This is a genomic window from Streptococcus sp. NCTC 11567 (assembly GCF_902141215.1).
Classification (GTDB): domain Bacteria; phylum Bacillota; class Bacilli; order Lactobacillales; family Streptococcaceae; genus Streptococcus; species Streptococcus dysgalactiae.
On record NZ_LR595857.1, the window covers coordinates 1,771,172 to 1,784,980 of the forward strand.

A 13,809-nucleotide genomic window follows, 5' to 3' on the forward strand; every position below is an offset into this window, starting at 1 on the left:
TACGTCTCCTTATTGCATTGTCATACCGCCATCAATAGCGATAACTTGTCCTGTAATATAGTCTTGTCCAGCTAAGAAACTTGCTAGTTGGGCAACTTCTTGCGCTTTTCCGATGCGTTTCATAGGAATCTGTCCTAAAATTTGCTCCTGCATCTTCTCAGAAAGAACGTCTGTCATATCTGATTCGATAAATCCTGGTGCAATAGCGTTTACTCGAACATTCCGAGCAGCAACTTCACGGGCAACAGACTTGGTAAAACCAATCAAACCTGCTTTTGAAGCAGCATAGTTCGCTTGACCAATATTTCCTGTTAAACCAACCACACTAGAGACATTAATAATAGCTCCTTGGCGAGCCTTGGACATCGGCTTCAAGACTGCTTGTGTCATGTTAAAGGCTCCAGTCAAATTGATTTTCAAGACGCGTTCGAAATCTTCTTCCGTCATTTTAAGCATTAATTTATCATTGGTAATCCCAGCATTATTCACCAAAACATCAACTGAACCTAAATGTTCAATAGCTTCGCTGACCATGCGTTTAGCATCGGATGCTTCTGAAACATCTCCAGAAATAGCGACGACAGTTACCCCGTAATCTGCAAAGCTGGCAACGAGGTCATCAGAGATAGCAGAGCGACCATTCAAGACAATATTAGCTCCTAAGCTGGCAAATTGATGAGCCATCGCTAAACCGATACCTCTTGTTGAACCTGTAATAAAGATATTTTTCCCTTTAATTTCCATGAGTTTCCTCTCTATCTATCTAAAAATGAGCGTAAGCTTACCATGTCTTCGATACTGCTGCATGGCAATTGTTTGTTAATTTTCTTCACAAATCCTGTCAAGACCTTACCTGGTCCAATCTCAATAGCCTGAGTCACTCCGTTTTCAGTCAAAGTGGCAATGCTATCATAAAAACGCACAGGCTCCATGACTTGACGGACTAATAGTTCTGGGATACGGTCTTTTTCCATAATACTTGCTTCAGTATTACCAACAAGAGGAATATTAAAATCATTAAAGGTATAATGTTCTAATTCTCTCGCCAATAAACGGCTAGCTGGTTTTAACAAGGCTGTATGGAAAGGCCCTGAAACATTCAAAGGAATTAAGCGTTTAACACCTTTTTCCTTCAATAATTCAACGGCAACATTCACGGCTTCTGCCTGCCCACCGATGACAATTTGGCTTGGGGTATTATAGTTAGCCGGAGATACCACTCCGTGCACAGCTGCTAGTTGACAAGCTTCTTCGATAATCTGAACATCTGTATTCATCACAGCAACCATCTTACCAGACCCCGATGGGGCAGCTTCTTCCATCAAGCGACCTCTTTTAGCTACCAAAGCTAACGTGTCTTCAAAAGAAAGAGCTCCAGATGCCACCAAAGCAGAATACTCTCCTAAAGAAAGTCCTGCTACCATATCTGGTTTAATGTGATGCAAACCTAAAACACGATAGATAGCAATCGACGAGGTCAAAATAGCTGGCTGAGTGTAGCTGGTTTGGTTGAGTTTTTCCTGATCACTGTCAATGAGACGACGCAAATCATATCCCAATACTTGACTAGCTTGGTCAAAGGTTTCGCGAACAATAGCAAAGTGATCGTAAAAGTCTCTTGCCATTCCTAATTTTTGAGCACCTTGGCCAGCGAATAAAAAGGCTGTTTTTGTCATTGTCATTATCCTTTACCTTGTAGCTCAGTTATCTAAAGAAACTGCTTGCCAGCGCTTAGATTCTTCTTGGATAACACTGGCAGCACCGTAGTAAATGTCTTTTAGAATAGCTTCGCAGCTCTCTTCTTCCTTCACAAGACCAGCAATCTGACCTGCCATAACAGAACCATTTACCACATCACCGTCGACAACTGCGTTTCGAAGAGACCCTGCTCCCATTTCCTCAATATCATCTGCCGTTTTTTGATTTGTTAAAAATTCTTTTTCAGCCTTGGCATAAGCTGAGGTCAATTTGTTTTTAATAGACCGAACAGGATGACCCACAACCTGAGCAGAAATCACCGTATCGATATCTTTTGCTTTCAAAATTTTATCTTTAAAATTTTGGTGGGCATTAGATTCTTTAGCCACAACAAAGCGTGTGCCAACTTGGACAGCTTCAGCACCTAGCATAAAGGCTGCTGCTGCTCCACGGCCATCGGCAATCCCTCCTGCCGCAATCACAGGGATAGAAACAGCTTCGACCACTTGTCTCACGAGAGTCATAGTTGTTAATTTACCAATGTGTCCTCCAGCTTCCATGCCTTCAGCAATCACTGCATCGACACCAAGTTTTTCCATCCGTTTGGCAAGAGCCACACTTGGAACCACTGGAATAACAATAATACCTGCCTGATGCAGACGTTCCATGTATTTTCCTGGATTTCCTGCACCTGTTGTGACAACTTTGACACCTTCTTCAATAACCAAATCAACAATATCATCGGAAAAAGGTGACAACAGCATGATATTCACCCCAAAGGGGTTGTCCGTAATCGCTTTAACACGGTCAATGTTGGCTTTAACAACTTCTTTTGGAGCATTTCCCCCACCGATGATACCTAGCCCACCAGCATTGGACACTGCTCCTGCTAAATCACCATCTGCGACCCAGGCCATACCTCCTTGAAAAATGGGATAATCAATATTAAGTAATTCTGTAATATGTGTTTTCATAATAACCTTCTATAAGTAATAAGGAGAATAATTTGATAATCAAACTATCATGATAAGAAGAAAGAGTGAGCTAGATCCTAAAAAGGGTCTAATCTCACCCCAACGGTTTGACTAATACATCTTATATTATCCAGTCATGATAGAGACAGGGGACAGCTCACTTTTAATCAGTTGCTTCTATATCAGTCAATCCTAGTTTTATTTTGTTTTTTCTTCAACGTAGGCAACAAGATCACCCACAGTGTTCAAACCTTCTTCAGTTTCAATTTGGATATCAAAGGCATCTTCGATTTCTGAAATAACTTGGAAAACATCAAGTGAATCTGCATCTAAATCATCAAATGTAGTTTCTAGTGTTACTTCTTCTGTTTCCTTACCAAGTTCTTCAACTATAATTTCTTGTACTTTTTCAAATACTGCCATTTTTATTTCTCCTTAAAAATATAAATTTATTTTTATAAATGTGCTAGGCACATGATATAACTAGATTTTAACAATTAGACTTCCCCATGTCAAACCTCCACCGAAACCGGAGAGCAAGACTTTTTGGGTACCATCTAGTCTAATCTGCCCATTTTGGACAGCTTCTGATAAGAGAATTGGGATACTAGCTGCACTGGTATTCCCATAATGTTCCATATTCTCAAGGAACTTCTCCCTAGGAAAGTCAATTTTCCGAGCCATTTTATCCAGGATACGACGATTAGCTTGATGTAACAGGAGATAATCTAAATCATCATTAGTTAGACCTGATTGCTCAAGTATCTCAGAAATGTTTTTAGACACATCTCTAATCGCAAAATCAAAGATAGCGCGCCCATCCATTTGGATAGTGTGGGTAACTTCTTGACTAAGAGAGAATGGGGAAGAAAGTCCCGTTTGCCCCGAAGTCAAATGCTGCCCACGCGCTCCATCTGTATGTAAAGATTCTGCTAAGAGATGCTGGCCTTGACTAGCTTCTAGCAGAACACCTCCAGCGCCATCTCCAAAGAGAACAGCTGTCGTCCGGTCTTTCCAATCAATGAGTTTTGATAAGGTTTCTGCCCCAATCACCATCCCCTTTTGATAGGACCCTGACGAGATGAGCTTATCAGCCATAGTCAAAGCAAAGACAAAACCACTACAAGCAGCTGTTAGATCAAAAGCAAAGGCTCTCGTAGCACCAATAGTCGCTTGAACAATTGCTGCCGTCGAGGGCATTGTACCATCAGGACTAATCGTCGCAACGATAATAAAATCAATTGCATCAGCTGCTAGACCAGACTTTGTCAAGAGTTGTTCTGCGACTCGACTCGCCAAATCACTAGTGAGCTCCTCTCTGACAATATGCCTTTGGGCAATTCCGGTTCGAGAAAAAATCCACTCATGGCTGGTATCCATTATGTTTGCTAAATCATCATTGGTCACTAGCTGTTTGGGAGCATAGTGAGCCACCTGACTGATTTTCGAAAAGACCATTTAAACCAAATCCTCCAAAAATTGATGTAGGTTACCTAGTCCGCGCATTAACGCTTGCATCTCTTCGTCACTCATATCAGCAATCACATGTCCAACCATGTTTTTGTGAAACTTAGCATGAAGGCGATCCAAAAGGCGACCTTTTTTTGTTAGTGACAGGTAAACCACCCGTCTATCTGAACTTGACCGCGTTCTTTCGATGTAGCCTTTTGCTTCCAGTTTATTCAAGCTAGTGGTTACTGTTCCCAATGTCACCATTAGTTCTCTAGCAATGTCACTTGGCGTCACCTGATCATATTTTCCAATAATCTCAATGGTGTGCATCTCTTTTAAAGAGACATCACTAAACTGACTCGTCTTTAAGCTCATTTCTTCGATAACCAAAATCCGGTTGAAAATATCAACTAAGTATTGGTTAATTTTGTCATATTCCAAGTAAACACCTCCTAGCAATAAACTTTGACAATCAAAGTATATCAAAGGTCAAAGTATTTTGCAAACAATAGCTGTCTTACTTCCCTTGGAAATTTGGTCGTCGTCTTTCGCCATAAGCTCTGACACCTTCTTTGAAATCCTCTTTGAAGGCTAGCTCTTCTTGAATGTCAAGTTCTTTTTTAGCATACTCTTCCCAGCCGGTAAAGAAACTCTGCCACACTAAAGTCTTCATTCCAGCATAGGAATTGGAAGACCCACGTCTTAACCGTTTTAACAGTTGAAGACAGACTTTGTCTAACTTATCGGACTCGGCTGCACGATAGACAAAGCCATAGTCAAGCCCTTTTTCTGCCGTCACCCCTTCGCCCGTCATGACAAGATAAGTGGCACGATTAAGACCAACAGCACGTGTTAGTAGAAACAGACCTCCCGCATCTGGTGCCAAACCAACATTCACAAAGGCTTGAATAAATTTTGTTTGGGTACTGGCAATGCAAAAATCCGCTGCCAAAGCAATATTAAATGCTGCTCCAGCTACTGCACCGTCTGCACAAAGAATAACCGGTTTCGGAAGTTGTTTGATCGCAAAAGAAATTTCTTGGACTAACTCCGCAATCTTAACCAATGATTGCACGTCATCCTTTTCAACCGCAGTTTGCATCTCAACCAAGTCCCCACCAACGGAGAAAACTTTCCCAACAGCTTTAATCATTAAAAAGCGTACGGATGGATTTTCCTTTACTTTCGTCAAAGCTTGTAAGATTTCTTGGCAAGTTGGAATATTAAAGCCATTTGAAACCTCTGGACGATTTAAGGTTAGCGTCGCAAGGTCGTCTTGAACGTCAAAAATGATATAGTTAAACGGCATCACAGTCCTCTTTTCTGATAATTTATTTGATAGCAAAATTATTTTATAAATAAATGATTTGATAATCAAATTAATTACCTAAATATAATACACCAGTTTTTTCTCTTTGGCAAGAAAAAAATTGACAGAAGTCACCGAAAACGTTTTCGCTATCACCATAAAATTAAAAAAACGTACGCATTTAAAGAAATAACTCTCTAAATGCATACGTTGACGTCGTTTAAATATCTTCTAAAGCATCTTTGACTTTATCAAAGAATCCTTTTTTCTTTGGATGTAATGGTTGTTCACCACTTGCCTCAGCGAAGGCTTTTAAAGCCTCTTTTTGAGCATCGTTAAGTTTAGTTGGAGTGACAATATTAACAGTCACATGCTGATCTCCTTGGCCACCACCACGGAGTTTTGGTGCCCCTTTTCCTTTAAGACGGAAGGTTTTACCAGTTTGCGTTCCTGCTGGAATAGCCATTTCCACATCACCATGTACTGTCGGAATGTCCACAGTATCCCCTAAAGCTGCTTGGGTAAAAGAAATGTCTAGGCTGTAATAAATCGTCGAACCATTTCGCTCAAATTTCTTACTTGGTAAGACATTCAAAATAACGAATAGGTCGCCATAAGGACCTCCATTAAAGCCTGCTTCCCCTTGACCTTGAAGACGAATCTGTTGACCAGTTTCTACACCAGCTGGGATTTTAACCGAAACTTTGTGAACTTTCTTTTCGTGACCAGTACCATGACAAGTTGGGCAGGGTTCTTTAATCTCTTGACCAGTACCATGACAGACATCACAGGTCACTTGTCGACGCATCATTCCAAGTGGGGTTTGAGTATCAACAGTCATCACTCCTGAACCATGACACTTATGACAAGTTACTGGACTGGTACCAGGTTTGGCACCTGAACCTGAACAAGTGCCACAAGTTGCTTCACGATTATAGCTAACTTCCTTTTCAACACCAAAAACCGCCTCTTCAAAGGAAAGATTAACACGGTATTGTAGGTCATCTCCTTGACGAGGAGCATTAGGGTTACGCATGCCACCGCCACCAAAGAAACTTGAGAAAATGTCCTCAAAACCGCCAAAGCCGCCTCCATCAAAGCCACCAAAGCCGCCTGCTCCCCCACCGAAGCCACCGTTGGCGCCTGCTGCACCATATTGATCATAAGCTGCGCGTTTTTGAGAGTCACTTAGCGTTTCATAAGCTTCTTGGACATCCTTATACTTTTGTTCAGCACCAGCTTCCTTATTAATGTCTGGGTGATATTTCTTAGACATTTTTCGATAAGCTTTTTTAATATCATCTTGGGACGCATCCTTAGAAACCCCCAGACGATCATAATATTCTGTATTGTTCATAATGTAAGATACCAAGCCGTAAAACGACTCAATGAAAAATAGGAAAGCCGACGAAGATACTCTCGTATCTAGGAGGTATTTCTCTTTTTTCGCAGAGTCGTAGGCGTGTGCAAATCCGCAAAAGGGATTTTACACGCTTTGGCCTGTGTTCGAATAATCGAACTTGTATTCCTTTCTTTGAAATTTAGAAAGTAGCCCGTGTTCAGTTAAGAACATTTTCCTTTCTGTAAAGGTTATTTTGAAATGAGATGAGCGTCAAAGTCTGACTTGAAATTCTCAAATTCCTCTTCTGAAAGATTAAAAACTAAGTCTTCTTCTGCGTAGGTCGCTTCTTCTCTGAAGAATTTATTCGCATCCTCTGTTAAATTAAGCGACGTGAGGACTGTTCTTGCAAATTCCTGATGAGCAAAGCCAATTGCTGTCACGATATTTTGGTCTTTCAAAACTGAAAGTGGCTTGAAATTTTCCTTTGGGATAAAGTCAAAGTAATCAAAGAAATTTTGCCAAATTCCTCCAGTGAAAGTTTTGTCTTTTAGAAGTCCTGCTTTCGCCAATAAAATGGGAGCCGATGAAATTGCAGCAATCAGAATAGATTCTTCATTTAGACCAGCTAAAAATGTGAGCAACTCCTTATCACGTAAGGCCGGCTTAAAGTCAATCATTCCTGGTAGGATGAGGCAAGAATAATCATCAATGGAAATCTGCTCAAGAGTTTTTGTAGCCTGACAAGAGAGCCCGTCCTCTGAAACAATGAGGTCTTTGGATGTTGCGATGTAGTCAATATCAACACCAAAAGAAAGAACAAGTGTACTAGTTAAGACCGTCACTTCATAAAGGGAAAAATATGGATAAATCAGACAAGCAACTTTTTCATGAAATTCCTCTTTAGTTCTTCTTAGCCAAAAACAGAGGTTGGTTGTCAACCTCTGAGTTTGTACCATATTTGTAAGTTAAATTGAGCACAACCTAAAATCCGAGTGAAAAAGATAAACTTCCTTGTGTGCAAGCACACGCTTTTTTAGTCTGTAAACCTTAACCACTCGCTCTTTGTCTCTAGGCTCATGGGATAAAACAGTCCGCAGGACTGTTTTATTTCTCCGTAAACTCACCGTCTACAACACCATCGTCATTTGATGAATCACTTGTTTGAGCGCCTTCTGCACCTTGTGCTGCTTGTTGAGCTGCTGCAGCTTGCTCGTACATTTTAACAGCTAATGCTTGTGCTTTTTCGTTAAGAGCGTCAAGTTTAGCTTTCATGTCGTCAAGGTTGCCAGATTCTTGGGCAGCTTTTAACTCGTCAAGAGCTGATTGAGCAGCATCACGTTCTGTGTCAAAGCCTTTGCCTTCAGTTTCTTTGATTGTTTTTTCAGTAGCAAAGATAGTTTGGTCAACTTCGTTTTTAAGATCAACTTCTTCTTTACGTTTCGCATCTGCTTCAGCATTTGCTTCAGCGTCTTTCATCATGCGATCAATTTCTTCTTCTGAAAGACCATCATTTGACTTGATAACAATGTGTTGTTCTTTTTGAGTACCAAGGTCTTTTGCTTTTACAGAAACAATACCGTTTTTATCGATATCGAATGTTACTTCAATTTGTGGAATACCACGAGGAGCTGCAGGAATATCTGTCAATTGGAAGCGTCCAAGAGTCTTGTTGTCTGCTGCCATTGGGCGTTCCCCTTGAAGAACGTGGATATCAACGGCTGGTTGGTTGTCTGCTGCAGTTGAGAAGACTTGTGATTTAGACGTTGGAATAGTGGTGTTACGATCAATAAGTTTTGTAAAGACACCACCCATTGTTTCGATACCAAGTGACAATGGAGTAACGTCAAGAAGAACAACGTCTTTGACATCACCAGTGATGACACCACCTTGGATAGCAGCACCCATAGCAACTACTTCATCAGGGTTTACAGATTTGTTTGGTTCTTTACCAGTTTCAGCTTTAACCGCTTCGACAACTGCTGGGATACGAGTTGATCCACCAACAAGGATAACTTCGTCGATTTCTGACAATGACAAGCCTGCATCTGAAAGGGCTTGACGAACTGGAGTTTTCGTACGTTCTACAAGGTCGCGAGTAAGGTCGTCAAATTTAGCACGAGACAAGCTCATTTCTAAGTGAAGAGGACCAGCAGCACCTGCAGTGATAAATGGCAATGAGATTTGAGTTTGAGTGACACCTGACAAATCTTTTTTAGCTTTCTCAGCAGCATCTTTCAAACGTTGAAGCGCCATTTTGTCTTGAGAAAGGTCAATACCATTTTCTTTCTTGAATTCTTCGACTAAGAAATCAATGATTTTTTGGTCAAAATCATCACCACCAAGTTTGTTATCACCTGCTGTTGCCAATACGTCAAAGACACCATCACCTAATTCAAGGATTGAAACGTCAAAGGTACCACCACCAAGGTCAAAGACCAAGATTTTTTCTTCTTTATCTGTTTTATCAAGACCATAAGCAAGGGCTGCCGCTGTTGGTTCGTTGACAATACGTTCTACTTCAAGACCAGCGATTTTACCCGCATCTTTTGTCGCTTGACGTTGCGCATCGTTAAAGTAGGCAGGAACTGTGATAACCGCTTTGGTTACTTTTTCCCCAAGGTAGTCTTCAGCATAACCTTTAAGGTATTGAAGAATCATAGCTGAGATTTCTTGTGGTGTGTATTCTTTACCATTTGCAGCAACTTTTTCAGAAGTACCCATTTTAGATTTGATTGAGATGATTGTTTCTGGGTTTGTGACTGCTTGGCGTTTTGCAGCATCACCCACAATGATTTCACCATTTTTGAAAGACACAACAGATGGTGTTGTACGGTTTCCTTCTGGGTTAGCAATAATTTTTGATTCAGTTCCTTCAAGAACTGCAACTGCTGAGTTAGTTGTACCTAAGTCAATACCAATAATTTTAGACATGTGTCATACCTCTTTTTAATTTTTCTTATACTAGTCTAGTTTAACGACTTGGCGGTCGAAGTTTTGTGTTTTCTTTTTGAGCTCAGTGCCTTCGCAATCGCTGCGCAGTCACCAAAATTAATTATAAACAACAACCATGGCTGGTCTTAGCAAGCGCTCATGTAGTTTATAACCTTTTTGGAATACCTGTGCAATGCTATCTGCTGGGTGTTCATCATCAGCTGGCAAGGTTTGAACTGCCATGTGCAAATTGTGATCAAAACTTTCCACAGCAACTTCTTCGATACCCTCTTCTTTAAGGGCTTGAACGAGACTTTCTTGAACCATTTCAAGTCCCTTTTTAACGTCGTCTGTTAACCCCTCAACTGCTAACGCACGTTCTAAGTTATCAAGACTTGGGAGAATTTTTTTCGCTAAGTCTTGCGACCGGTAACGTTGCAAGTTTTGACGTTCTTCATTAGCACGGCGTTGGATGTTTTGCATTTCTGCATGAGCACGAAGGTATTTGTTTTCAAACTCCTCGGCACGCTCATTGGCCAATTCCAAGTCTGTTTTTTCAGGAGTTTCCTCAACCACTTCTTCTGTTGATACTTCTTCTACTTCAACAGTTTGGTCAAGTGACTCTTCCTTGACTTGCTCTTCTTTTGCTTTTTTTGACAAGGTAACACCTCTTTCTTACTTTTTCATTGCATCAGCTAGCCTTAGTTAACTTCATAGTGATTACTGTTCAAATAACGGTAGTAATCTCGTAATTTAACAGCTAGAATACGCCCAATAACATTAATCAAGCTGACACTACGGCGATAGTCCATATCAATAGGCCCAATCAGACTAAGTAGTCCAAATCCACGATAAGGAATCAAAAATTTGTAGGTCAACAAGGTCACATTCGCTAAAGCAGCCTCTTTGCTATCTGCTACTCGCACCATAGCCATGTCATCTTCAGCCATGCTTTGCCTAATCGACAAAGCAAGTCTCTGCTCATGGTCAAGGAACTGATAAGTAGCTAGGCCAGCATAGTCCAGAGCTGCTACTTTTCCAGAAACAAAAACGGTCTCTTGAAAAAGCCCTTCAAAAATGTAATCAAATAAATCTAAAACATTGTCAGTCACTGTGAAATACTTTTGAACAATCTGCGGAATTTCTGTTCGTAATTTATAGTGAACATCCATCACATCTCTACCTAGTAAGCGCTCATCCACGATCTCCTTGAGAACCAAAAGATCCTTGCTAAGAAAGTTTTTAGGGATGGCAAACTGAACAGTTATAGGTTTTGATTCATCTAAAGTTAGCACCGCTAAGGCATCATGATTTGATAATTGAACGATATCAAAGGCTGTTAATTTCTGCCTAGCAGGTTCAACATCTAAAATAACAGCTGTATATCCTGTGATATCTGCTAAAATCTGACTGGCTTTAGCGAGAAGATCTTCTAGTCTAAAGGCTTCAAAATCGAAGGCCTTGACCAACTGATAAACATCTTGCTCATCAATACTATCTAAACTGAGCGAGTGCTCCACGAAATACTTAAATCCTGCTGCACTCGGCATCCGTCCACTAGAAGTATGTGCTTTTTCCAGAAGACCTAGCCTCTCTAGCTTTGCCATATCATTTCTAATCGTGGCACTACTTGAGTCAATGGCCGACTGTAAAGCTTTTGAGCCGACTGGTTCATGAGTCTGTGTAAATAATTCCACGATGAGATTTAAGATGTCATTTTGACGCTCGGTAATCACAAACCAATCACTCCTTTCGATTAGCACTCTATGTATCTGACTGCTAATTTATATTTCTATTATACTCCTTCCAAAACACATGTCAAGGAAAAAACTCAAAAAATTAGCACTCATTTTTTAGAGTGCTAATTTTATCAATCATAACTTGTCAGGTCTTTTTCTTCAATCACTTTAATCAATCGTTTGGCATAGGTAATGTCCTCGCTATAACGATAATCTTGTAGACTCTGTGCTGGAGCCTTATAACCTTTTTCGGTTGCCAAGCTTCGATATAGTCGTTTATCAATCTGTTGCCCTTGACTAAGCATACTCAAATAATCTCTGATAGAACTTTCCCTATCCTTATACACAGCATATCGGAAAACTTGCCCACTTTTTAGGGAATCTTTTAACCTGATGCCGGACTGACCTAAGTCAGCCTCCTTAGAAAAGAGATTATGATACTTAGCAGCCAGTAAAGTTCTTCCATTGTCAGTTTCTAGAAGAATTTGGCCAATCAAAATGGAAGGCCTAATCCCATAATGTTCTGCTAGAGGTTTAACTTCTGGCACAAGGGTTTTGATAAATTGGTCTTGACTGTAACCAACGTTGACTTCCTTTGTCGCGCTAGCCATTCTACCATTAAAAAGGAGTGGACCAATGATCAAAACTAAAAAGAAGAGGAGCAAGGTGATAAAGTAGGGAAATTTCAGTCGACTTCTCATTGTTTCTCCTTTAGAGCACTGATATATTCTTCGAGGGTTAGGCGGTGCTTGGTCATGTAGCGAGCGGAGGCTTTACCGACATAACGGTAGTGCCAATCTTCATACCCTACTCCTGTGCTTTTGGTTTTACCATCGGGAAAGCGGAGCACAAAACCATATTCAGGTGCTATTTTTTGAACAGCTTGAGCCACTTGAGGATCACTAGCATTTAAACTATCCACGGTACTCATATCAATAGCAAGCCCTGTCTGATGCTCACTAGCTCCCGCAGGTTGTGAATACGTTTGAACCAAAGCTTCGGCAGCCTCCTGAGTCAAACTGGGATCGTTAGCCATTTCTTGATCAATATATGATTGGTAAAGCTCTGCTTGGTAAGCTACGGAGCGATAGCCTGAAATAAGGTGCTCTTGTGGGTCAATAGCCTGAGCTGCCGCTAAAAAATCAGCAGTAGCCTGTTCAATACGCTTGTCCACCGACACCCCATTCACATCAACCAATTCTGGGCTCAATTCCTCAGTTATATGGTCCCGATTCACTAAAATCAATTCCCAATCTTTTGGAGAGACTTTAGGAAGCCCTGTGGACTCTTTGCTATTTTTGACCACTTTTTGACTGCTTGCCTGTTGACTTGAAGGCGTCTTGGTGGCCTGCTTCTCTGGCTTAATAAAGAGGTAAATACCTCCGACAAAGAGCAGGACAACCAGTGTTTGTAATAATAATTTAAAATGATTATGCTTCATCTGACTTTGCTTCTATTATTTCACGGCCACGGTAGCGATAACTCATATCTCCAATGGTTTTGATGGTAAATTGCCCATCTTCAAATTCGACAACAGTGACACTGCCGTTATCAATATATTGTTTCTCACGGTCAGGATCGATTAGCCACATAAATGTTCCAATAGTCATCCCATGGCTAACCACAAGAGCATTCCCGCCGCCAGCATTTTGAATGGATAAGGCAATCGCCTCAAAACCGTCCCAGATACGCTTGCGAAGAACTTCCCACGGTTCTGCCCAATTAGCTGTATCAACTTCTACGATACTTTCTGCTAATTCAGAATAGGGAACATCACGTAGGTTATCACGGTTTTCAAAGGCTTTTGTTCTTGGAAGGACACCTAGAAATAATTCTGAATCGTAAGCGCCATCTAAGCTACCAAAGCACCACTCACGAATGCGTTTATCGCGGGTGTACGGGAGGAATTCATTTTCAGATTCTCTCAAAATAATCTCCATGGTTTGCATGGTCCGGCCTGAATCGCTAGAAAAAGCAGCTTTAAAAGGTATGCCTGAATCCTTTAAGCCTAAACCTAATTCGCGGATACCTTCTTCTCCTTTTTTGGTAAGAGGTGTGTCACTCCACCCTTGAGCACGCCCAATGGTATTAAACATGGTTTTCCCATGTCTGGCAATATAGAGTCTTGTTTTCGTCATGTTAACCTCCAAAAATCTCTTCTTATTATTATAGCATGTAACAAAAACACTTGCAAAAACAGAGATATTTAAAAATCTCTTATGAAGATTTTTGACTTTTCGAATCGTAGTCGTCCCTGTTCCTCTTGTGACAGTTACATTTTGCAAAAAGGTGTCAAAACGGTAACATGAACAATTTTTTGTTAACTAACTGATATGAAATCTACATATAAGAAGCCTATAATAG

Annotated in this window: 15 protein-coding genes; all 15 read right to left on the reverse strand. The window is 40.8% G+C overall.

Features of this window, described 5'->3' with window-relative positions; translation table 11 throughout:
• Nucleotides 1-9 precede the first annotated feature (9 nt).
• The 15 genes from fabG to FQT67_RS08980 all read right to left on the reverse strand — a co-directional run bounded on the left by fabG (nt 10) and on the right by FQT67_RS08980 (nt 13,583).
• Nucleotides 10-744, reverse strand: coding sequence for a 3-oxoacyl-[acyl-carrier-protein] reductase (gene fabG, locus FQT67_RS08910; RefSeq protein ID WP_003052513.1), 735 nt, complete (start codon nt 742-744; stop codon nt 10-12).
• An 11-nt stretch (nt 745-755) separates the two neighbouring features.
• Nucleotides 756-1,676: an ACP S-malonyltransferase gene (fabD, locus tag FQT67_RS08915; protein ID WP_003056664.1), complete on the reverse strand. Its 921-nt coding sequence runs from the start codon at nt 1,674-1,676 to the stop codon at nt 756-758.
• A gap of 24 nt (nt 1,677-1,700) precedes the next feature.
• Nucleotides 1,701-2,672, reverse strand: coding sequence for an enoyl-[acyl-carrier-protein] reductase FabK (gene fabK, locus FQT67_RS08920; protein ID WP_046176858.1), 972 nt, complete (start codon nt 2,670-2,672; stop codon nt 1,701-1,703).
• A 198-nt stretch (nt 2,673-2,870) separates the two neighbouring features.
• Entirely contained in the window at nt 2,871-3,095 is a 225-nt protein-coding gene (locus tag FQT67_RS08925; protein WP_003045024.1) for an acyl carrier protein, read from the reverse strand.
• Nucleotides 3,096-3,155: 60 nt separating this feature from the next.
• Entirely contained in the window at nt 3,156-4,130 is a 975-nt protein-coding gene (locus FQT67_RS08930) for a beta-ketoacyl-ACP synthase III (protein ID WP_012767502.1), read from the reverse strand.
• Nucleotides 4,131-4,565 (reverse strand): MarR family transcriptional regulator, encoded by a 435-nt coding sequence (locus FQT67_RS08935; RefSeq protein WP_003052521.1) that lies wholly within the window; start codon nt 4,563-4,565, stop codon nt 4,131-4,133. It lies immediately after the preceding gene.
• A gap of 76 nt (nt 4,566-4,641) precedes the next feature.
• Nucleotides 4,642-5,433, reverse strand: a complete 792-nt coding sequence (locus FQT67_RS08940) for an enoyl-CoA hydratase (protein WP_046176859.1) — start codon at nt 5,431-5,433, stop codon at nt 4,642-4,644.
• 220 nt (nt 5,434-5,653) lie between these two features.
• Nucleotides 5,654-6,790: a molecular chaperone DnaJ gene (gene dnaJ, locus FQT67_RS08945; RefSeq protein ID WP_003060169.1), complete on the reverse strand. Its 1,137-nt coding sequence runs from the start codon at nt 6,788-6,790 to the stop codon at nt 5,654-5,656.
• A 233-nt stretch (nt 6,791-7,023) separates the two neighbouring features.
• A complete protein-coding gene (locus tag FQT67_RS08950; RefSeq protein WP_232619993.1) occupies nt 7,024-7,731 on the reverse strand; it encodes a DJ-1/PfpI family protein in 708 nt (235 codons plus the stop codon).
• Between the two features lie 148 nt (nt 7,732-7,879).
• Nucleotides 7,880-9,706 carry a molecular chaperone DnaK gene (gene dnaK / locus FQT67_RS08955; RefSeq protein WP_046176860.1) on the reverse strand — a complete coding sequence of 609 codons (1,827 nt, stop codon included), beginning with the start codon at nt 9,704-9,706 and terminating at the stop codon, nt 7,880-7,882.
• 117 nt (nt 9,707-9,823) lie between these two features.
• Nucleotides 9,824-10,366, reverse strand: coding sequence for a nucleotide exchange factor GrpE (gene grpE / locus FQT67_RS08960; protein WP_003052530.1), 543 nt, complete (start codon nt 10,364-10,366; stop codon nt 9,824-9,826).
• A 41-nt stretch (nt 10,367-10,407) separates the two neighbouring features.
• Entirely contained in the window at nt 10,408-11,442 is a 1,035-nt protein-coding gene (gene hrcA, locus FQT67_RS08965) for a heat-inducible transcriptional repressor HrcA (protein ID WP_003053834.1), read from the reverse strand.
• 134 nt (nt 11,443-11,576) lie between these two features.
• Complete coding sequence (locus tag FQT67_RS08970; RefSeq protein ID WP_046176861.1) at nt 11,577-12,146, reverse strand: glucosaminidase domain-containing protein; 570 nt, start codon at nt 12,144-12,146, stop codon at nt 11,577-11,579.
• Entirely contained in the window at nt 12,143-12,886 is a 744-nt protein-coding gene (locus FQT67_RS08975) for a D-alanyl-D-alanine carboxypeptidase family protein (protein WP_003053883.1), read from the reverse strand. The genes FQT67_RS08970 and FQT67_RS08975 overlap by 4 nt, the downstream gene beginning before the upstream one ends.
• A complete protein-coding gene (locus FQT67_RS08980) occupies nt 12,876-13,583 on the reverse strand; it encodes a histidine phosphatase family protein (RefSeq protein ID WP_003061134.1) in 708 nt (235 codons plus the stop codon). The genes FQT67_RS08975 and FQT67_RS08980 overlap by 11 nt, the downstream gene beginning before the upstream one ends.
• Nucleotides 13,584-13,809 lie beyond the last annotated feature (226 nt).

What these genes read in the sequence shown, in the direction of transcription:
- FQT67_RS08975 (WP_003053883.1), bottom strand. Translation starts at nt 12,886, where the DNA reads ATGAAGCATAATCATTTTAAATTATTATTACAAACACTGGTTGTCCTG.
- fabD (WP_003056664.1), bottom strand. Translation starts at nt 1,676, where the DNA reads ATGACAAAAACAGCCTTTTTATTCGCTGGCCAAGGTGCTCAAAAATTA.
- fabK (WP_046176858.1), bottom strand. Translation starts at nt 2,672, where the DNA reads ATGAAAACACATATTACAGAATTACTTAATATTGATTATCCCATTTTT.
- FQT67_RS08970 (WP_046176861.1), bottom strand. Translation starts at nt 12,146, where the DNA reads ATGAGAAGTCGACTGAAATTTCCCTACTTTATCACCTTGCTCCTCTTC.
- FQT67_RS08930 (WP_012767502.1), bottom strand. Translation starts at nt 4,130, where the DNA reads ATGGTCTTTTCGAAAATCAGTCAGGTGGCTCACTATGCTCCCAAACAG.
- fabG (WP_003052513.1), bottom strand. Translation starts at nt 744, where the DNA reads ATGGAAATTAAAGGGAAAAATATCTTTATTACAGGTTCAACAAGAGGT.
- FQT67_RS08950 (WP_232619993.1), bottom strand. Translation starts at nt 7,731, where the DNA reads ATGGTACAAACTCAGAGGTTGACAACCAACCTCTGTTTTTGGCTAAGA.
- FQT67_RS08980 (WP_003061134.1), bottom strand. Translation starts at nt 13,583, where the DNA reads ATGACGAAAACAAGACTCTATATTGCCAGACATGGGAAAACCATGTTT.
- dnaJ (WP_003060169.1), bottom strand. Translation starts at nt 6,790, where the DNA reads ATGAACAATACAGAATATTATGATCGTCTGGGGGTTTCTAAGGATGCG.
- dnaK (WP_046176860.1), bottom strand. Translation starts at nt 9,706, where the DNA reads ATGTCTAAAATTATTGGTATTGACTTAGGTACAACTAACTCAGCAGTT.
- FQT67_RS08940 (WP_046176859.1), bottom strand. Translation starts at nt 5,433, where the DNA reads ATGCCGTTTAACTATATCATTTTTGACGTTCAAGACGACCTTGCGACG.
- FQT67_RS08925 (WP_003045024.1), bottom strand. Translation starts at nt 3,095, where the DNA reads ATGGCAGTATTTGAAAAAGTACAAGAAATTATAGTTGAAGAACTTGGT.